Here is a 19361-nt window from a genome sequence, read left to right as displayed (position 1 = left end):
TTAATTGAAGGAGGGGACCCCCGTATGGCTGCTGAAAAATCAGCACGTGCAAGCGAGGTCGAGAATGAATTGACCCTTGAGCAAGTGAAAGACCAGTTAACCGCATTGGGTAAAAAAGTTGGTGTCCTTGCCTATGATGATATTGCCGAGAAAATGGCAAATTTCGATGTGGAATCCGATCAGATGGATGAGTTTTACGAATTCCTTGGTGACCAGGGAATTGAATTAGTTGGTGATAGTGATGATGAGGACGATGATGATCCAAGCATCAAGGCGCTATCAAAAGATGATGATAGCGATGAATTTGATTTAAATGATCTGAGTGTACCTCCAGGTGTAAAAATCAACGACCCTGTTCGTATGTACCTAAAGGAAATTGGCCGGGTTGATTTGCTTTCTGCTGAAGAAGAAATTAACTTAGCCCACCGCATTGAACAAGGTGATGAAGAAGCAAAGCGGCGCCTTGCTGAAGCAAACCTCCGTCTTGTTGTCAGTATTGCAAAACGCTATGTTGGCCGTGGCATGCTGTTCCTTGACCTTATCCAGGAAGGAAATATGGGTCTGATCAAAGCGGTTGAAAAATTTGATTATCGTAAAGGCTTTAAATTTAGTACATATGCCACATGGTGGATTCGCCAAGCGATTACCCGCGCCATTGCCGATCAGGCGAGAACAATCCGGATACCAGTGCATATGGTAGAGACAATTAACAAGCTTATTCGTGTTCAGCGTCAGTTACTGCAGGATTTAGGCCGCGAACCAACTCCGGAAGAAATTGCCGAAGATATGGACCTGACACCTGATAAGGTAAGGGAAATTTTAAAAATTGCCCAGGAACCTGTCTCACTTGAAACACCAATTGGTGAAGAAGATGACTCACATCTTGGAGATTTCATCGAGGATCAGGATGCTACATCCCCTTCAGAGCATGCTGCTTACGAGTTATTAAAGGAGCAGCTTGAAGATGTTCTCGATACCCTGACGGACCGGGAAGAAAATGTTCTTCGCCTTCGTTTTGGGCTGGATGACGGCCGTACCCGTACCCTCGAAGAGGTCGGCAAGGTTTTTGGTGTCACCCGCGAGCGAATCCGGCAGATTGAAGCAAAAGCATTAAGGAAACTGCGTCACCCAAGCCGCAGCAAACGCCTTAAAGATTTCTTGGAATAAGGCTCAAAAGATAGTTTACTTCTTACAAGAAGTAAACTATTTTTTTTCCCTTTTTTGAAAGCACTTTCTCTTTGTTCTCTATTTTACTGAATTGTCTCTCATTTTGCAAATAGGCCAATTGGTGTTTTCTCCCAAATAACAACCTGATTATTATCGTAAAAAAGGTGAATTAAAGTCGATTTTTCCTGTTCAGATAAGGTTTGTAGTGCTAAATGCCCTACCTGAATGGGTTTATCATCCCATATTCAGATAATATTATATTTTCTAAAATTTATTAAAGTTGAGAATTGTCAGGTGAAAAGAATATAATATATTTGTAAGCGTATACATAGGTGATTAGGGGGAGATGGACTTGAACTTTGACTTAACATCTGAACAACAAATGATTAAAAAGACAATTCGCCAGTTTGCAGAAGAAGAGGTTGCGCCAGATGCAATAGAACGTGACAGAACAAAACAGTTTCCGACAGATGTGTTTAAAAAAATGGCAGAAATGGGAATGATGGGGCTTCCCTTCCCGGAGGAATACGGCGGGGGAGGGGCAGACACCGTTAGTTTTGCGATTGTGGTGGAAGAGTTAAGCAGAGTTTGCGGTTCAACAGGCATCACTTATTCAGCGCATATTTCCTTAGGGGGCGCTCCTTTAAACTTATTTGGTACAGAAGAGCAAAAGCAAACCTATTTAACACCCATTTGCACAGGCGAATCGTTAGGTGCCTTTGGATTGACAGAGCCAAATGCCGGATCCGATGCCGGGGGAACTAAAACAACCGCAAAGGAAACGGAAGGCAAGTTTGTCATCAACGGGAATAAATGCTTCATCACGAATGCCAGTTATGCCAAGCATTTGGCACTAACGGCTGTAACGAATGAAACAAACGGTAAAAAAGAAATCAGTGCCATCATTGTTCCGACGAATACAACTGGATTTACAGTTATTGATAATTACGAAAAAATGGGCTTAAATTCCTCCAATACAACTGAGCTTGTCTTAGAAGATGTCAAAGTACCTGTGGAAAACCTGCTGGGAAAACGCGGAGAGGGTTTTAAGCAATTTTTAATTACCCTTGATGGCGGCAGAATTGGAATCGGCGCCATGGCTGTCGGGATTGCTCAGGGTGCTTACGAGAAAGCGCTAGCCTATGCTAAGGAAAGAAAACAGTTTGGCAAATCAATTTCAACTTTCCAAGCTATTCAATTTAAGCTGGCTGACATGGCGATGAAAATTGAGCTAGCCCGCAATATGGTCTATAAGGCGGCTTGGTTAAAGGATCAAGGAAGAACATTTTCAAAGGAAGCAGCAATGTGTAAATTATACGCATCCGAAATATGTATGGAAGTCACCAGCCAAGCAGTCCAAATTCACGGCGGCTATGGCTATATGAAAGAATATCATGTGGAGAGAATGATGCGTGATGCCAAGCTCCTGGAAATAGGCGAAGGAACCTCCGAAGTTCAGCGGATGGTAATTTCAAGATTAATTGGTTGTTAAAACAGGCCCTATAAAGGCAAAATGTTATTTTTTACACTCTGTTGATTGGAGCGGAAGGGGCGAGACTCCTGCGGGAGTACGGGGCAGGGGAGACCCCGCAGGCGCTAAAGCGCCGAGGAGGCTCCCCGCAACGCCCGCGGAAAGCGAGCCCCTGAAGCGGAAATCAACAGACTATTCATAGCAAAAAAATAATTGGGAAATATAACAAAGAGGCTGAAATAAATAATTATTTTAGCCTCTTTGCTCTTTTTTTAAAAGATTATAGTGATAAAATAACATTAGGGCTTTTCCTTCTGTGCATTTTCAAGTAAAATAGTAGTTGTTTGTAGGCGGTTTTATTTATTTACAGATGTTCATACATAGGGAGGTAAAATTATGAAAAAGAATCCGGTGATTCCTTACATTCTCATCATGGTTTTTGGGATTGTCCTTATGTTCACTTTGTCTTTTAAAGGACTAGGGGATAGTAAGGAGCTTGCTGCTGAGAAAGGTGAAGGCAAAGGCAGTGAGAAAACAGAAGTGGCTGCATCCAAGCCAGAAGACATTTATAAAACAACTTGTATTGGCTGTCACGGCGATCAATACCAAGGGGTTGTAGGTCCTCCGTTAAAAGGTGTTGGCGACAAGCTTTCTAAAGAAGAACTTAAAAACATCGTGACTCACGGTAAAGGCGCCATGCCTGCAGGTCTTGTTCCCGAGGATAAAGCTGCTGCAATGGCAGATTGGTTATCGAAACTTAAATAATTTGACAAAAGGTCCTTTGCATCTGTAAAGGACCTTTTATATTATTAAGGCATACATATTGAAAAGCAGGTGTGTTAATTTGAATGCAGAAAAATTATCAATGCGTTTGACGGCTGTTGCGAAATACGTTCCAAAAGAGGCAAGATTAGCAGATATTGGTTCTGATCATGCCTATCTGCCTAGTTTCTTAGTAAAAAACGCTGGCATTCCGTTTGCCGTTGCCGGTGAAGTAGCGAAAGGTCCATACCAATCTGCAAAAAGCAACGTAATGGCAGAAGGACTTTCAGATAGAATTTCCGTCAGGATGGGAGACGGCCTCGAGGTTATCGAATCTGGTGAAATAGATTGCATTACGATTGCCGGCATGGGTGGCGCTTTGATTGCCAGTATTTTAGAAAATGGAAAAGAAAAGCTGGAAACCGTCAAGAGGCTTGTGTTACAGCCAAACATTAGCGCCATTTCCATCCGTTTATGGTTTTTGGAAAATGAATGGGAGTTGATTGCTGAAGAAATTCTTGAGGAAGACGGCAAAACCTATGAGATTTTAGTTGCTGAAAAAGGTAATGCAAAACGCCCTTATCAAAAGAATAAAATGGAGATGGAGCTGTTAATGGGACCATTTCTCATTCAGAACCAAAATGAGATCTTTAAGAAAAAATGGCTGTCTGAAAGCAGCAATTGGGAAAGAGTTAAAAAACAGTTAGAAAACGCTGCTGCGACCCCTGAAACAGTTGAGAAAAGAAAGGAAATAGAAGATAAGCTAAAACTTGTGGAGGAGGCATTGAAAATTGAAAAAAGCTAATGGTCATGAAATTATTCAGCTGTTTGAAAAATTTGCACCAAAGAGTCTGGCAATGGAAGGCGATAAAATCGGCCTGCAAATTGGACGCCTTAATCAAAAGGTAGAACGGGTAATGATTGCCTTGGACGTTCTTGATTCCGTCATTGATGAGGCTATTAAAAAAAAGGTTCAGCTTATTATTGCTCATCACCCGCCGATTTTCCGACCACTAAAAAATGTTATTACTGATACTGTTCAAGGGCAGATCATTGAGAAATTACTCAAACATGATATCGCCGTATACGCGGCTCATACCAACCTAGATGTGGCCAAGGGCGGGGTTAATGATTGGCTGGCTGAAGCTTTAGGGTTGGAGGATGCTGAGGTTTTAGTTCCAACTTTTGATACAAAACTAAAGAAATTAGTGGTGTTTGTACCTGTCAGTCATGCTGATGAACTAAGACACGCGCTAGGGAATGCCGGTGCAGGTTTTATTGGCAGCTATAGCCATTGCTCCTTTACGGCAAACGGTACTGGCCGATTTTTGCCGGGGGAGGATACGAATCCTTTTATCGGTAAGCCTGGGGAGCCAGAAACGGTCGAAGAGGTTCGGATTGAAACGATTGTCCCTGAGCCTATCTTAAAAAAGGTAATCACCGCGATGATTAAAGCTCATCCATATGAGGAAGTGGCCTATGATGTTTATCCGCTAGAAAATAAAGGAGAGGTACTTGGGCTAGGCAGAATTGGAAAGATCCCGGAAATGACGTTAGAGGAGTTTGCCAAAAAGGTAAAAGTGGCTCTTGAAGTGGACAGGGTCCGCGTGGTGGGCGATATGAAGGCAAGAGTGAAGAAGGCCGCCGTATTAGGTGGTGATGGCAATAAATATTATTCCCATGCCAAATTTAAAGGGGCCGATGTTTATGTGACAGGGGATATTTATTATCACACCGCTCATGATGCGATGATGGATGGCTTGAATATGATTGACCCAGGACATAATGTTGAAAAGGTCATGAAAAAAGGCCTGACCAAAACGTTGCAGACATTATGCCAGGAAGCAGGCTATGAAGTGGAGATTTTTCCTTCACAAATTCATACTGATCCTTTTCAATTCATATAAGAATAGGCTGACTTGTGTCAGCCTACTCACTTAGCTCTCTTTTTTTACCTTCGGCAAGATTTTTGCCAATGGAACGTTTTTCTTGCGTTCCCATGTAGCTTCATTATTTGGATCGAATTGTTCAAGGAACGCGATGACTTCCTTCGTAATTGGTGTCGGAGTTGATGCACCCGCAGTAACAGCCACGTTTTTGGCGTCCTTAATCCAATCGATGTTAAGTTCTGTAATATCAGCAATCCTATATGCTGTTGTACCAGCAATTTCCTCAGAAACCTGAGCAAGGCGATTAGAATTGTTGCTTTTTGGATCACCAACGACAATGGTGACATCCGCTTGTTTAGCCTGCTCGGCAACAGCTTCCTGACGGATTTGGGTGGCGTGGCAAATCTCATTAAATACCTCGACATGAGGATATTTTTCTTTTACCTTTTCCATCGTATCGAAAACGTCCCATTGGCTCATGGTTGTTTGGTTAGTGACAATGAGTTTATCATAATCGAGATTCAATGCTTCGACATCAGCAGGTGTTTCCACAAGGTGGACCATGCCAGGTGCCACTCCAAGTGCCCCTTCAGGCTCTGGATGCCCTTTTTTGCCGATGTAAATCGTTTGGTATCCTTCCCTGGCCTTTTCTTCAATAAGGTCGTGTGTCCTGGTTACATCCGGGCAGGTTGCGTCAATGGCGACTAGCCCTTTCTTTTTCGCAAGTTCCCTTACCTCTGGCGAGATACCGTGGGCTGTAAAAATAACGGTCCCTTTGTCAACTTTCTCTAAGATATCAAGACGATTCTTGCCGTCAAGGGTGATAATTCCTTCTTCTTCAAAGGCATCTGTAACATGTTTATTGTGAACAATCATCCCCAAAATGTAGATGGGACGGGGCAGCGTTTTATCTAATGCCGCATTCCTCGCAATGACCATGGCATCAACAACACCATAACAATAACCACGCGGCGAAATTTTAACGATTTGCATATATGAAGTCCTCCAAAAGGATTTTAGTAGATTATATGTCCATTATATAAAACTAATAGATATATTACAAAGAGACATTTTTCCTGCCCAAAATAGTAAAGAATGCCGGAGGCCGGCATTCTTATGTTAAATATATAATTTTGGTATCGAGGTTCCTTTTGGGTGCTGTCTTTTTTTCGGCGCACTGGTCTTGTGTGTTCTTTTTCTGCTGCTTCCCCTGTCGGAACTGGTTTGCTGGGTTCCTTTTCGGCTCGTTTTTTTAGATGAAGTTTTGGTTGTTCGATTTGTTGATGTTAAGCGGCTGCTAGAGGATTCTTCCCCTGACTGCTTTTTCTTTTCACTCGATTCTTCCTTATCTGAATCAGAGCTTTTTAAGCCGCGATATAACTTCCATAAGGCTGGCAGGTTTCTCACTAATGGACCATACTGCTGGATCATCGGGCCGATTGTCTGGGCCGTCTTTATAACCTGTTGAGTATTGTTAAGAATACTTGATAGTCCTCCCGGGTTAGACAAGGATTGGAGCAATCCGCCGCCTCCTGCGGCTCTGCCGGCACCCTGCATTCCCATCAGGCCGCCTGGTCCGCCGCCGCCCATCATTCCGCCTGGTCCGCCCATGCGGTTTCCTCCGCCGAAAAGCCTAGAGAGTAATCCGCCGCCTCTGCCCATTTGTTGTCCGCCCATTCCGCCAAAGGGATTTCCTTGCGGGCCCATCATTGGATTTCTTCCACCGCCCATCAGTCCACCGCCGGGTCTCATCATTTGATTTCCCCCGCCGAATAAACCGCCCGGTCTGCCCATCATTGGTCCACCGCCGCCAAACGGTCCCATTCCCCCTGGCATTGGGAATCTAGGTCCTGGTTGCATACCATAAAACCTCCTCTCGTTTCTCAGCACATGAAGACACCGTTTTCCCATAAAAAAGAAATTATAAAAGGAAAAAGTGCGGATGGGGAAAACTCTTGAACATGTGCGGAATTTCCACTTTTACCCTCTTGAATTACAATATGCATACACCTTGTTTTTGTTTAGGTATTATACTCAGAATCAAATGAAATTTATGGTTTTAAAACCTGCAGGAAAGTAAAAGATGATAATAACTGGAGATTTACCTTGAACTCTACTATAATTACTTGATGGACGCGAAAATCGCAGGTCTCCCGATCATTTGACTTAAAAATAAGATATTTTTATATAAGGAGTACGTAAATGAAAGAAACTAAATTTGAACGTTTTGATTTTCAAGGCTTTATTAATGAGGCGCTGAACAAGCTGGGCTTCACTCAACCGACGGAAATTCAGGAACGAATGATTCCGTTGGTATTAAAAGGGGAAAGTGCGATTGGCCAATCACAAACCGGAACGGGAAAAACATTTGCCTATGTGCTGCCAATCCTTGATAAGGTGGATGCTTCGAGACAAGTGGTTCAAGCAGTCATCACAGCACCTACCAGGGAGCTTGCCAGCCAGATTTATCAACAAATTTTAAAAATTACTGAGCATTGTCCCTCTGAGAAAACAATTACCGCTAAATTATTTACAGGCGGAACAGACAAGCAGCGGACGATCGAGAAATTAAAAATACAGCCTCATATTGTTGTCGGAACGCCTAGCAGAATTAACGACCTTGTAAAGGAACAGGCGCTATTAGTACATACAGCCCGGATTCTTGTCGTCGATGAAGCGGATATGATGCTGGACATGGGCTTTATTGAGGATGTTGACCGTGTTGCGTCAAGGCTGCCGGAAGACCTGCAAATGTATGTTTTTTCCGCCACCATTCCGGAAAAATTAAAGCCTTTTCTGAAAAAATACATGGAGAATCCAAAAAACATTCAGATTGAACCGACAAGGAAGGTAGCTGAAAACCTGGAGCATTATTTGCTTCCATCAAGACACCGCGATAAGAAGGGGCTTGTTCATGATACTCTTATCGCCTGCAATCCCTATTTAGCCATTGTATTTACAAATACGAAAAAAATGGCTGATGAGGTGGCGGATTATTTATATCAAAAAGGCTTGAAGGTTGGACGAGTCCACGGAGATTTAACTCCAAGAGAACGAAAAAAAATGATGAAGCAGATTCAAGATTTGGAATTTCAATATATTGTTGCGACAGATCTGGCTTCAAGGGGAATTGATATTGAAGGGGTAAGCCATGTCATAAACTATGAAATTCCTTCTGACTTGGATTTTTATATTCACAGGGTTGGCAGAACCGCTAGAGCAGGAAATGCCGGGATTGCCTTAACGATTTATGATTTATCAGACGAAGATGCTTTAATTCGTCTTGAAAAGATGGGCATTCAATTTAAGAATGTTGACTTGAAAAATAACGAATTTGTTGAACTAGAAGGTCGAAACCGCCGGAAAACACGAGTAAAGCCAGAGGATGAGATTGACCATCGTGTAAAGGCTGTCATTAAAAAGCCGAAAAAGGTAAAACCAGGGTATAAAAAGAAAATGCAAACAGAAATAGAGAATATCAAGAAGCGGCAGCGCAGATTAGATAAGAAGAAATAAGAGAGGGAGAGGAAATAATGTTAAAAATAGGGTCGCACGTTTCAATGAGCGGCAAAGAAATGCTTCTCGCTGCAAGTAAGGAGGCCATTTCTTACGGTGCCAACACCTTTATGATTTATACGGGAGCCCCGCAAAACACTAGAAGGAAAAAAATCGAGGATTTAAATATTGAGGCGGGAAGAAGACATATGGAGGAGAATGGAATTTCCGAAATAGTTGTCCACGCTCCCTATATTATCAATATTGGAAATACCACCAATCCGGATACATTTGAATTGGGCGTCCGGTTCTTACGGTCGGAAATCGAACGGACAGAAGCCCTCGGAGCCAAGCAAATAGTCCTTCACCCAGGTGCTCACGTCGGTGCCGGTGAGGAGGCTGGGATTAAAAAGATTATCGAGGGTCTTAATGAAGTGCTAACCGGAAAAGAACAGGTTCAAATCGCTTTAGAAACAATGGCGGGAAAAGGTTCGGAGTGCGGGAAATCATTCGAGGAACTTGCGACGATAATCAATAGTGTCAACTATAATGAAAAACTGTCAGTATGCTTTGACACATGCCATACCCACGATGCCGGCTATAATATCATCGAGGATTTTGATGGTGTTTTAAATGAGTTTGATAAAATTATTGGGGTAGATAAATTAAAGGTGCTCCATATCAATGACAGCAAAAATGCATCAGGTACAAGAAAAGACCGGCATGAAAACATCGGATTTGGCCATATTGGATTTAAGGCACTAAACTATATTGTTCATCATCCGCAATTGATGGATGTACCGAAAATCCTTGAAACTCCGTTTGTCGGTGAAGACAAAAACAATAAAAAGGCGCCATATCGCCACGAAATCGCCATGCTTCGCGAGCAGACGTTTGAAGAGGATCTACTGAATAAAATAATGCAGTCTTAAATTCCAAATAAAGAAGCTGTGCAGAAGATATGCACAGCTTTTCATTTTTTTACTAATTCTGCAAAAAGTTTATTGACCTCCCGGGCTGTTTGCGGGCCGGCGGCTTTGGCAATTTCCCTTACCAATTGGGCACGCTGCAGGTCATCAAAAATATTAATATTTTTTCCTCTTAAGTATTCGGCTATTTTTTTTGCCTGACTGCGGGTTATGGCTATATTAAATTGGTTTGCATATTTTAGCAGTTCATCGGCAGTGATGGTATTTATTTTATGATTGATAATACTTTCAAAAATCTTCACCTTAATCACTCCTCCATGCTAATTTATGAAAAAGAGGCTGGAGTGTGACAGTGACTTATAAAGGCGGTTAAATTAGACATTCGCGAATTGCTCTGCTTTACAAACACAAAATAACTATTGTATACTACATAAAGTTAAATCGGAATGATTCTTAAAATTAAAGTGAGAGTGCGAAATCTATGCAATCAATTATTGATATTAAACAGCTGTCCTATCGATATGAAAAGGACATAGTTCTTGAAAACATCAATTTATCCGTGGAAAAGGGAGCGTTTCTCGCCATTGTCGGCCCCAACGGTTCTGGAAAATCAACACTATTAAAGTTAGTTTTGGGATTGTTAAAGCTGCAAAAGGGAGAAATTTACCTATTTGGCCAAGAAATCAATAAATTTAAAAATTGGGACAAAATCGGCTACGTTTCCCAAAAGGCCAACTCCTTTAACACGGGTTTCCCGGCGACCGTATATGAGGTAGTGGCAAGCGGGTTAACAAAAAAGCTGGGCCTGTTGTCTTTTTTCAAAAAGGAGCACTCGGAAAAAGTATTAGCCTCATTGGATGCAGTAGGGATGAAAAAATTTAAAGACCGAAATATTGGCGAGCTTTCAGGCGGGCAGCAGCAGCGGGTATTTATAGCTAGAGCCTTGGTGAGTGAGCCAGAGCTGTTGATACTTGACGAACCAACCGTTGGGGTTGATGCAGAGAACATAAAGGCTTTTTATGAAATGCTTGATGTGTTAAATAAAAATAAGGCGATTACATTGGTGATGGTCACACATGACATCGGGACCGTTTCCGATAAGGTATCCCATGTAGCCTGTTTAAATAAGCATTTGCATTTTCACGGACTGACAAATGAATTTGAGCAGATGAGAATGGAAGACCTGTCATCATTCTATGGACATGATGTGCAATTGCTGACTCATCATCATGAACACGGAGGCGTATAGTATGATTCAAGGGCTTTTACATTATGAATTTTTACAAAACGCCTTCTTAACTGGAATGTTAATTGGCATCCTAGCTCCATTATTGGGAGTATTTATTGTGGTTAGAAGATTGTCTTTGATTGCCGATGCGCTTAGCCATGTAACTTTGGCAGGGATTGCGGCAAGTCTGTTGCTTGAGCGCTATGTTACCGCACTTACGGGCCTGAATCCATTGTATATGGGCATGGTTTTTTCGGTTGGCGGGGCCTTATTTATTGAAAAGCTAAGAGGAGTCTACAAGCACTATCAAGAGCTGGCGATTCCGATTATTCTTTCCGGAGGAATCGGGCTGGGGGTTATATTTATATCTCTTGCCAAAGGCTTTAATACAGATTTGTTCAGTTATTTATTTGGTAGTGTATCAGCCGTCAGCCGTACCGACCTTTGGGTGATTCTGGTAATCAGTATTGCAGTGGTACTGGCTGTGGTTCTCTTGTATAAAGAGCTGTTTTTATTGTCTTTTGATGAGGAATACGCCAAGGCTTCCGGTATTGCAGCAAAAAGCATCCATTTCATTTTCATTATTTTAGTGGCGCTGGTCATAGCAGCTTCAATGAGAATTGTTGGAATCCTGTTGGTTTCTTCGTTAATGACACTTCCTGTTGCAGCAAGTATCCGAATTGCCAAAGGGTTTAGGCAGGCCATTATTTTATCGGTTATCTTCGGTGAAGCTTCGGTGCTTGGCGGGCTGAGCCTTGCTTATTATTTGGACTTGGCTCCAGGTGGAACAATTGTCATGCTCTCTGTATTGATATTAATATTGGCGATATTTTATAAAAAAATCTTGGTGAATAAAGCATAAGCGAGGTGTGTAAATGATGAATGTACAAGAAGCACTTCAATTTTTAAAGGAAAATGGATTTAAGCAGACAGGAAAAAGGGAAGATATGCTTCAATTGTTTGCTGAAAGCGATAAATATTTAACAGCAAAAGATGTTTTAGATCTATTGAAGGATGATTACCCGGGCTTAAGTTTTGATACTATTTACCGTAACCTTTCCCTTTTTGTTAACATGGGGATACTAGAGATGACGGAGTTGTCAGGCGAAAAACATTTTCGGTTTTCCTGCTCACACACCCATCATCACCATCATTTTATTTGCTTAAGCTGCGGCAAGTCGAAAGAAATTGAAACATGTCCGATGGAGGGCCTCAGTGCAAATTTAAAAGGCTACGACATCTCCGGGCATAAATTCGAAATATATGGCCGCTGTCCGGAATGTGTACAATAAAAAGCTGACCCATGAGCGGAGTAACTGCTCATTTGGGACAGCTTTTTTTATTTTTATTTCATTGACCCAGCCATTTCTCGTATATGTTCCTGCTTCCTAAGCCAGTTCTCCACCCAAATGGCTGCTTCTGCCCAGTCGTTGACCCGGATGACACCTTGTGGAATGGGCTCTTGATTATAGGGAGTATCAAATAAAATGACCGGAATTCCGCATTCTTCATGAAGGGCAACGGCGTTGTCGTGTTTATCCTCAAAAAAGAGATCCACTTTCAGATTTTTAGCCGTATCAACCTTGTCATGAGAGCCAATCAGCTCAATGTGATGGAAGGTTAATCCATGCGCTGAAAACCACTTTTCGGTCACCTCGAGCAGATGCGGTCCACGGGCACTGATAAAAAACAATTCATGTTCATTTTTCCATTTATTTAATACCGGCTTTACGCCTTTAGCAAGTGGAGAACCTTCATATATAATCGGCTCATTTTCTGAAAACCAATGGGCAAATACTTTTTCATCCACTTTCACAAAAGGAGTTAAATCGTATTGGGTGATGTCCTCATAAGCAATGTTCATCCCAAATGCCTTGTTTATAAAAGGCAATAATGATGTAGGGCAGGTAACTGTTCCATCAATATCAATTCCAAATCTTTTTTTCATTTTTAAATTCACCTTCTGTTGTTTCCTCAGTTCTATTTTTATTTTACCAAAGACCGTGAACTGTTTGGCATGAAATATTTTGCGGAATATGAAATAACTAACTAGTTAAGACAAACATTGTCATAGTAAAAAGAATTTAATGACAAACAATAATAAATGCTCCTACATTGAAAGTGAGGGATTAAAGGATGGCAGATGAACGCGACACGAAGGTGCAAGAAGCTCTTCGTGGCCCAATTATCGGTGAAGATATACCAAATTCTCCATCGGATTATCGTGAGGCCACAACTTCCGAAATCGCAACACCTGTAACAACCCAAGCTTCCAAATATAATGAGGAAACGGCAGAGGAATTTGGAGCGTCTGTCCCAATGAGAGTATCTTTAAAGAAAGATGATCCGCCAATTGGGGCATCCGTGCCAATCCGTTCTTCCTATAATGAAGAAACCGCTGCCGAAATCGCTGCCCCCGTACCTATTATAAGAGGCAGGGAAAAAGACGATATTGGTGATAATGGTCGAGGACGTGCGGTCGGCGGTGCCGGACTAGGGACTGTCGCACTGGTCCTTTCCATTTTATCCTTGTTCGTAATGCCAATCCTGTTTGGTGCAGCAGGAATTATTCTGGGATTTGTTGCTAGGCGCCGCGGCTCCGAAGGGCTAGGAGCGTGGGCTATTGGGATTGGAGCGGTATCGATTATCATCGGAATCTTTATTCTTCCGTTCTTTTAACATAGGAGCAAAGAAAAGAGGCTGTCTTTCGGGACGGCCTCTTGTGACGTTTACCTATTTGTTTACCTTTTCTTCTGCTTCCTTCTTGCGGAAATATTCTTCGGCAAGCTGGTCAATTTCCTTTTTGAGTTCTTCGACCATTTGTGATTCTGGCACCTTCCGGACAATCTCGCCTTTTCTAAACAATAGACCTTCACCACGGGCACCGGCAATTCCAATGTCTGCTTCACGAGCTTCACCAGGTCCATTTACTGCGCAGCCTAGAACTGAAACCTTGATAGGTGCTTTAATATGGGAGATATATTCCTCTACCTCGTTGGCGATGCTAATCAGGTCTATTTCAATGCGCCCGCAGGTAGGGCAGGAAATTAAGGTAGCAGCATTGGAGGAAAGGTGGAATACCTTCAAAAGCTCACGAGCTACTTTAACCTCTTCAACTGGGTCTGCACTTAATGAAACCCTTACCGTATTACCAATACCTTTGCTGATAATTGCACCTAATCCAGCTGCACTTTTAATGGTTCCGGAGAAAAGTGTTCCGGATTCGGTTATCCCAAGATGCAATGGATAATCGAAGGTGCGGGCCGCTTTTTCATATGCTTCAATAGCCAGATTGACATCAGAAGCCTTCATTGAAACGATAATATCGTGGAAGTCCAAGTCCTCTAGAATTTTGATATGATGGAGGGCGCTTTCGACCATTCCATCAGCGGTTGGGTAGCCGTATTTATCAAGAATTCGTTTTTCCAATGACCCCGCATTTACACCGATCCGGATTGGAATTCCTTTTTCTTTAGCGGCTTTTACTACCGCTTCAACCTTTTCTTTTCTGCCGATATTTCCAGGATTGATCCTGATTTTATCAGCGCCGCCTTCAATCGCCTTTAGTGCCAATTTATAATCGAAGTGGATATCAACAACAAGTGGAATGTTGATTCTTTTTTTGATTTCAGGAATGGCATTTGCAGCCCTTTCATCTGGGCATGCGACCCGGACAATTTGGCAACCTGCTTCCTCAAGACGTTTGATTTCGGCAACAGTAGCCTCTACATCATGGGTTTTAGTGGTTGTCATACTTTGAATGATGATTTCATTATTGCCGCCGATGGTTAAATTGCCAACCTTAATCGGCCGTGTTTTCGTACGATGTATAATTTCACTCACGTGGAATTCGCTCCTTTAGCTGGATTCGAATATAGGATTAAAAACAATTCACCTTTTATTGTATCAGCCTGCATCTAATTTTGACAAGAATAAGGATTATCCTCATTAGTTTGAGTAATCCGGAAAATGATATGTAGAACCGATTTGGATTTTTTCTGGTGACTTTCCTGGATTTAATGCCTGAAAGTCTTCTATTAACTCAGAAATAGATACAGGAAGAGATTTTCCTAATTGGTGCTCGACAATGGAAATAACAGTTTGACCTGGTTTTACCTTTTCTGTAAAAGAAGGGATGCTGGTACTAGGTTTAGCGGTGTGATTAACATTTGCCTCTACCTGAATGTTTGCTGTAGAAGGTAAAGTGCCGACAGTTAAGTCGAAGTAAATCACATATATGACTAAAATGGCAATTAGAACACCAAACAATTTTTTCATTGGACAAGCCTCCAAACAAAAGTTTCTACAAACCTATGCTTGTCCACCTTTAAATAGAACTCATAAATGAAAAAAGCATCCATGGAATGGATGCTTTAACTACTTTTTTTCGGTTTTGGGATTTCATTTATCGCCAAATATAAAACAATGATAACGACAAACCAATTGATCCAAAAGCTGTTTGGTACGGCTGTTTTCAGTGCGGCCATTATCGTAAAAAATAATGTCGGCAATGTTTCACTGTATGCGGCCATTCTCCATAAATGGCGATAGGTAAGCTTTCTTCCGGCAAGATTTTTTAACACAAGTCCGATTAAAGCAAGAACAGAAACTTCAATGAAACTAGCGGCACTTGAAAACAAATAGATGAATAAGGAGACAATCGGGATAATAATTCCCTTTAGTCCACTAATCGAGTTAATAAAGTCAACGAGATCGTTCTTTGAAAGTTTCAGCCCTTCCATCATGGAATAGGGGTATGTATCGCTTTGGCCGCCGGCTGTCATAACAAACTCATCTTTTAACAGGGCGAACGTATTTCCTTGATCAGCCGCATCTTGACTAGAAACGGCGCCGGTAGGGTCCAAAATAATCGTAAAATTATCCTTATTAATCGTTACAGGGACCTTAGTATCTGCCTCTAATTGTCCATTCTTTATCGTAAAATCAGGAGCTTCCTTTTCCAGAAAGGTTTTGGCAGAATCCAATCCGGTTGTTAACGCTGTACTGAAATAAACAATCGACGGAAGGACGGAAATAAAAGTCAATAAGAAAACAAAAAGAATTGTTTTTCCGATACCTTGGAAACGAAATAAGGCTATGTCCTTCGGTGAGTAGATACTTTTAAATAATTGCTTGAAAATATTCATAATAACCACCTCATATAGATTCACCATTCTATTGTAGCTTTTGAAGCTATGATAGACAAGAACAAGGTAGTTAACACTTTAAATAGAACCGCCATAGAGGCAGATTCAATCAGTTTAAGCCGCAAATTTCCGCAGAACAGTTTTGGCAATCCACGGTTTGCTTGAGGTAGTTGAGATTTCTTATCGTAAATTTTTGATTGTCATAGGAGATAATGTTTTGCTCTCGTAATTCCTTGAGGGCGCGCTGAATCACTTCCCTAGTGCCAAAAGTCAAATTGGCCAATTCTTGGTGAGTCAAGGGTAAATCTATCAGGATCCCATCGGGTGTCATGACTCCATACGAATTACATAGACGGATAAGGATTGAGTAGAGGCCGCCTTTTTTACCGTTCATGATTAAATCCTGGCATTTCATCTGCACCTTCAAATAGCTTGTTGATAGCCATGTGGCAAGTGCTTGCATGGCTTCCGGATCCGTTAACACGAAATTTTCAAAGTCCTCCCGTTTGATGGCAATCACTTCACAATCCGTCAAAGTTTTGGCATAGAACTGATAGCGGGGATTTGTTTTAAAAAGCTGGTATTCAATTATTAATTCTTGGTCATTCACGATTTTTAAAATAAAATCCTTTCCTCTAACGTGCATTCGCCCTAAGGCAATACCGCCATTTAGGAGCAGATATATAAATTCGGCCGGATCTTTCTCATGGAACAGCACACTACCTGCTGTTATCTTTTGTACCGGCTCAGTCTTTTTAAAAAAATAATGTACTATTTCATAAATAGAAAGGCTGTTTTTCTGCATGTCCTGCCACTCCTTAAAACCATGTATATGATGATTAAAAGGAATAAAATCCATCTAGTCAATATGCTGTTTTACAAAATATGTAAATAAAAATAACTGCTATGACATAAATCGTTGACAGCATGCCGATTGCATGATTCATGACAATTTTTCGAAAAGTGGATAGGTGTGAAATGGTAATGTGAAAAAAACTGCATAAAACGCTGAAAAGTGGATATTTTATATATGGTGGTTTAAGCAAATTATTTGATACTTGCCACTCAACTTTGGTAATCTAAAGTCACAAAGCTTTGGAAATATTTTAAAATTCTTTGCGATGAATTTTAGTGTGCCAAGGCCTTTAAAAAATAGTACATAGGGAGGAATTTTTCATGGCATTTGAATTACCAAAATTACCTTACGCGGAAGATGCACTTGAGCCGCATATCGACAAGGAAACAATGAATATTCACCACACAAGACATCACAACACTTATGTGACTAACCTAAACAACGCTTTAGCAGGCAACGAAGAATTGCTTTCTAAGTCAGTTGAAGAAGTTATCTCAAACTTGGATGCTGTTCCAGAAGCAGCACGCACTGCTGTTCGTAACAACGGCGGCGGTCATGCGAACCACTCTTTATTCTGGCAAATTCTTTCTCCAAATGGCGGCGGTGCTCCAAGTGGAGAACTTGCTGATGCAATCAACAGCAAATTCGGCAGCTTCGAAGCGTTCAAAGAAGAATTCGCAAAAGCAGCAACTACTCGCTTTGGCTCTGGCTGGGCATGGCTTTCCGTTAATAACGGCGAATTAGAAGTATCCAGCACACCAAACCAAGACTCTCCATTGATGGAAGGCAAAACTCCAATCCTTGGCCTAGATGTTTGGGAGCATGCTTACTACTTAAAATTCCAAAACAAGCGTCCAGACTACATCGCTTCATTCTGGAACGTAGTAAACTGGGACGAAGTTTCTAAGCGTTACAGCGCAGCTAAATAATAATTTTTATATCTAACAAAAAGGCAGCTCTTTGCAGCTGTCTTTTTTCATCCCCAAATTTGAATAAGAACCAGCCGCTTGTTAAAGACTACCTTTTAAGACAAAGGGGAGTTTTTTATGGCAAAAAAATTTAAGTTTTTAGGGGATGTTGAATTAACAAAGGATTTAACCCTTTTACTGATGATTGGCGGCTTATATTCCTTAAGCGTTGCCTTATCCAACACATTCGTAAATATTTATTTATGGAAGCAAACTGGCCAATACTCCGATCTCGCCTTGTATAACCTTTCCATCGTCGTTTTGCAGCCACTCACATTTATCTTGGCAGGCCGATGGGCAAAGAAAATTGACCGCGTGATTGTTCTACGAATAGGAGTTACTTTTTTAGCGTTCTTCTATTTGGCCGTCTTACTAACTGGGACTAAGGCTGCCACTTATTTGCTGCTCTTAGGGGGACTGTTAGGAGTAGGGTACGGTTTTTATTGGCTAGCCTACAATGTGCTGACGTTTGAAATCACCGAACCGGAAACAAGAGATTTTTTTAATGGGTTTTTGGGAATATTATCTTCCTTAGGCGGGATGATTGGTCCGATCGCAGCAGGGGTGATTATTACCCGATTCGAAAAGTTTACAGGTTATACGATTGTTTTTGGCTTGTCGTTAGGATTATTTGCCCTTGCGGTGCTGTTAAGCTTTTCTTTGAAACCTAGACCAGCGAAGGGGAGATATTGCTTCAAACGAATATTGGAAGAAAGAAAACAAAATGAAAATTGGCGTCTTATCACGAACGCCCATTTTTTTCAGGGGCTCCGAGAAGGGACGTTTTTATTTGTCATTTCTGTCTTTGTGTATATTTCAACAGGCAGTGAAATGGCTTTGGGGACCTTCGGACTGCTAAATTCTGGAATATCGTTTGTAGCCTATTTTCTTGCTTCAAGGCTGATTAAAAAAAGTTATCGGAAAAAGGCCATACTCATTGGCGGACTTATGCTGTATGCCGCAGTCATTCTGATAGCCTGGGAAGTAAACTACGCAAAGCTTTTAATTTACGCTGCTATGATCGCGATTGCCTATCCGCTTTTGCTCGTTCCGTATATGTCAACAACGTATGATGTGATTGGATCGGGTTGGAAGGCAGCGGAAATGCGGATTGAATATATTGTAGTGAGGGAAATTTTCTTAAATGTTGGCCGTATTGTTTCCGTCCTTGCTTTCCTCGCAGCAGTCACCTTATTTAATGAAGAAAAAAGCATCCCATATTTATTATTGATTTTGGGGGCTGGGCATACATTGATTTATCTATTTATCAAAAGGGTCCGACTGCCTGCTGTATAAAGCGAATGAGCGAAGATTTGCTCATCGCTTTTTTATTTTGTAAAAATGGTAAGTCTTCTCCATAGAAAAAAACTACACTTTCTTATACAATTAATTAGGTTATTGACTTAGGGAGGTGCGTTTTGACCTTGAAGAAGAAAAAGAAGAAGCCGG

Annotated in this window: 21 protein-coding genes; 13 read left to right on the top strand and 8 right to left on the bottom strand. The window is 41.4% G+C overall.

The annotated features are described in order from the left end of the window. Positions 1 to 24 precede the first annotated feature (24 nt). From rpoD to V5M37_RS21750, 5 genes are all read left to right on the top strand, one after another. On the top strand, positions 25 to 1167 hold the full coding sequence (gene rpoD, locus V5M37_RS21770) for an RNA polymerase sigma factor RpoD (RefSeq protein WP_213144825.1): 1143 nt from the start codon (positions 25 to 27) through the stop codon (positions 1165 to 1167). Positions 1168 to 1519: 352 nt separating this feature from the next. After that, positions 1520 to 2659, top strand: a complete 1140-nt coding sequence (locus V5M37_RS21765) for an acyl-CoA dehydrogenase (RefSeq protein ID WP_423799119.1) — start codon at positions 1520 to 1522, stop codon at positions 2657 to 2659. Between the two features lie 375 nt (positions 2660 to 3034). Continuing rightward, the gene (gene cccA, locus V5M37_RS21760; RefSeq protein ID WP_423799118.1) at positions 3035 to 3403 is read left to right on the top strand and encodes a cytochrome c550; all 369 of its coding nucleotides are present in this window, start codon (positions 3035 to 3037) and stop codon (positions 3401 to 3403) included. A 79-nt stretch (positions 3404 to 3482) separates the two neighbouring features. Beyond that, positions 3483 to 4205, top strand: coding sequence for a tRNA (adenine(22)-N(1))-methyltransferase (locus V5M37_RS21755; protein WP_423799117.1), 723 nt, complete (start codon positions 3483 to 3485; stop codon positions 4203 to 4205). Continuing rightward, positions 4192 to 5307 (top strand): Nif3-like dinuclear metal center hexameric protein, encoded by a 1116-nt coding sequence (locus tag V5M37_RS21750; protein ID WP_423799116.1) that lies wholly within the window; start codon positions 4192 to 4194, stop codon positions 5305 to 5307. Before V5M37_RS21755 ends, V5M37_RS21750 begins: the two co-directional genes overlap by 14 nt. A gap of 30 nt (positions 5308 to 5337) precedes the next feature. Here the strand turns inward: V5M37_RS21750 and V5M37_RS21745 are convergent, their stop codons facing one another. Continuing rightward, a complete protein-coding gene (locus tag V5M37_RS21745) occupies positions 5338 to 6282 on the bottom strand; it encodes a 4-hydroxy-3-methylbut-2-enyl diphosphate reductase (RefSeq protein ID WP_423799115.1) in 945 nt (314 codons plus the stop codon). A gap of 126 nt (positions 6283 to 6408) precedes the next feature. Then, complete coding sequence (gene vrrA, locus V5M37_RS21740; protein WP_423799114.1) at positions 6409 to 7149, bottom strand: VrrA/YqfQ family protein; 741 nt, start codon at positions 7147 to 7149, stop codon at positions 6409 to 6411. A gap of 342 nt (positions 7150 to 7491) precedes the next feature. On the opposite strand from vrrA, the gene V5M37_RS21735 reads away from it, so the two are divergent. Both V5M37_RS21735 and V5M37_RS21730 read left to right on the top strand, forming a co-directional pair. Then, positions 7492 to 8805 carry a DEAD/DEAH box helicase gene (locus V5M37_RS21735; RefSeq protein ID WP_423799113.1) on the top strand — a complete coding sequence of 438 codons (1314 nt, stop codon included), beginning with the start codon at positions 7492 to 7494 and terminating at the stop codon, positions 8803 to 8805. Positions 8806 to 8822: 17 nt separating this feature from the next. Next, positions 8823 to 9716, top strand: coding sequence for a deoxyribonuclease IV (locus V5M37_RS21730; protein WP_423799112.1), 894 nt, complete (start codon positions 8823 to 8825; stop codon positions 9714 to 9716). A 41-nt stretch (positions 9717 to 9757) separates the two neighbouring features. On the opposite strand, the gene V5M37_RS21725 is transcribed toward V5M37_RS21730, so the two are convergent. Further along, positions 9758 to 10015: a DUF2624 domain-containing protein gene (locus tag V5M37_RS21725; RefSeq protein ID WP_423799111.1), complete on the bottom strand. Its 258-nt coding sequence runs from the start codon at positions 10013 to 10015 to the stop codon at positions 9758 to 9760. A gap of 179 nt (positions 10016 to 10194) precedes the next feature. Between V5M37_RS21725 and V5M37_RS21720 the strand changes: the two genes are divergently transcribed. Genes V5M37_RS21720 through V5M37_RS21710 form a run of 3 tightly spaced genes read left to right on the top strand, consistent with a single transcriptional unit; the run spans position 10195 to position 12233 of the window. Further along, on the top strand, positions 10195 to 10962 hold the full coding sequence (locus V5M37_RS21720) for a metal ABC transporter ATP-binding protein (RefSeq protein WP_378584072.1): 768 nt from the start codon (positions 10195 to 10197) through the stop codon (positions 10960 to 10962). A gap of 1 nt (position 10963) precedes the next feature. Next, on the top strand, positions 10964 to 11803 hold the full coding sequence (locus V5M37_RS21715; protein WP_423799110.1) for a metal ABC transporter permease: 840 nt from the start codon (positions 10964 to 10966) through the stop codon (positions 11801 to 11803). A 16-nt stretch (positions 11804 to 11819) separates the two neighbouring features. Then, the gene (locus tag V5M37_RS21710) at positions 11820 to 12233 is read left to right on the top strand and encodes a Fur family transcriptional regulator (protein WP_423799109.1); all 414 of its coding nucleotides are present in this window, start codon (positions 11820 to 11822) and stop codon (positions 12231 to 12233) included. A gap of 53 nt (positions 12234 to 12286) precedes the next feature. Here the strand turns inward: V5M37_RS21710 and V5M37_RS21705 are convergent, their stop codons facing one another. Beyond that, the gene (locus V5M37_RS21705) at positions 12287 to 12889 is read right to left on the bottom strand and encodes a 5' nucleotidase, NT5C type (protein ID WP_423799108.1); all 603 of its coding nucleotides are present in this window, start codon (positions 12887 to 12889) and stop codon (positions 12287 to 12289) included. A gap of 371 nt (positions 12890 to 13260) precedes the next feature. On the opposite strand from V5M37_RS21705, the gene V5M37_RS21700 reads away from it, so the two are divergent. Next, entirely contained in the window at positions 13261 to 13620 is a 360-nt protein-coding gene (locus tag V5M37_RS21700; RefSeq protein WP_213145293.1) for a DUF4190 domain-containing protein, read from the top strand. 54 nt (positions 13621 to 13674) lie between these two features. On the opposite strand, the gene ispG is transcribed toward V5M37_RS21700, so the two are convergent. From ispG to V5M37_RS21680, 4 genes are all read right to left on the bottom strand, one after another. After that, positions 13675 to 14775 carry a flavodoxin-dependent (E)-4-hydroxy-3-methylbut-2-enyl-diphosphate synthase gene (gene ispG / locus V5M37_RS21695; RefSeq protein WP_213145294.1) on the bottom strand — a complete coding sequence of 367 codons (1101 nt, stop codon included), beginning with the start codon at positions 14773 to 14775 and terminating at the stop codon, positions 13675 to 13677. A 114-nt stretch (positions 14776 to 14889) separates the two neighbouring features. Continuing rightward, positions 14890 to 15219 (bottom strand): hypothetical protein, encoded by a 330-nt coding sequence (locus V5M37_RS21690; RefSeq protein ID WP_423799107.1) that lies wholly within the window; start codon positions 15217 to 15219, stop codon positions 14890 to 14892. A 95-nt stretch (positions 15220 to 15314) separates the two neighbouring features. Then, positions 15315 to 16088, bottom strand: a complete 774-nt coding sequence (locus tag V5M37_RS21685) for a DUF1189 domain-containing protein (protein ID WP_423799106.1) — start codon at positions 16086 to 16088, stop codon at positions 15315 to 15317. Positions 16089 to 16197: 109 nt separating this feature from the next. Next, a complete protein-coding gene (locus V5M37_RS21680; RefSeq protein ID WP_423799105.1) occupies positions 16198 to 16893 on the bottom strand; it encodes a Crp/Fnr family transcriptional regulator in 696 nt (231 codons plus the stop codon). Between the two features lie 371 nt (positions 16894 to 17264). On the opposite strand from V5M37_RS21680, the gene V5M37_RS21675 reads away from it, so the two are divergent. Together V5M37_RS21675 and V5M37_RS21670 are read left to right on the top strand one after the other, a co-directional pair. Next, the gene (locus tag V5M37_RS21675; protein WP_423799104.1) at positions 17265 to 17873 is read left to right on the top strand and encodes a superoxide dismutase; all 609 of its coding nucleotides are present in this window, start codon (positions 17265 to 17267) and stop codon (positions 17871 to 17873) included. 117 nt (positions 17874 to 17990) lie between these two features. Beyond that, entirely contained in the window at positions 17991 to 19208 is a 1218-nt protein-coding gene (locus V5M37_RS21670; protein WP_423799103.1) for an MFS transporter, read from the top strand. Positions 19209 to 19361: the final 153 nt, after the last annotated feature.

Origin of the sequence: Neobacillus sp. SAB-20_R2A (genome assembly GCF_049568635.1) — a bacterium.
GTDB lineage: Bacteria > Bacillota > Bacilli > Bacillales > Cytobacillaceae > Neobacillus > Neobacillus citreus.
This window is presented reverse-complemented; position numbering and strand designations above follow the sequence as displayed.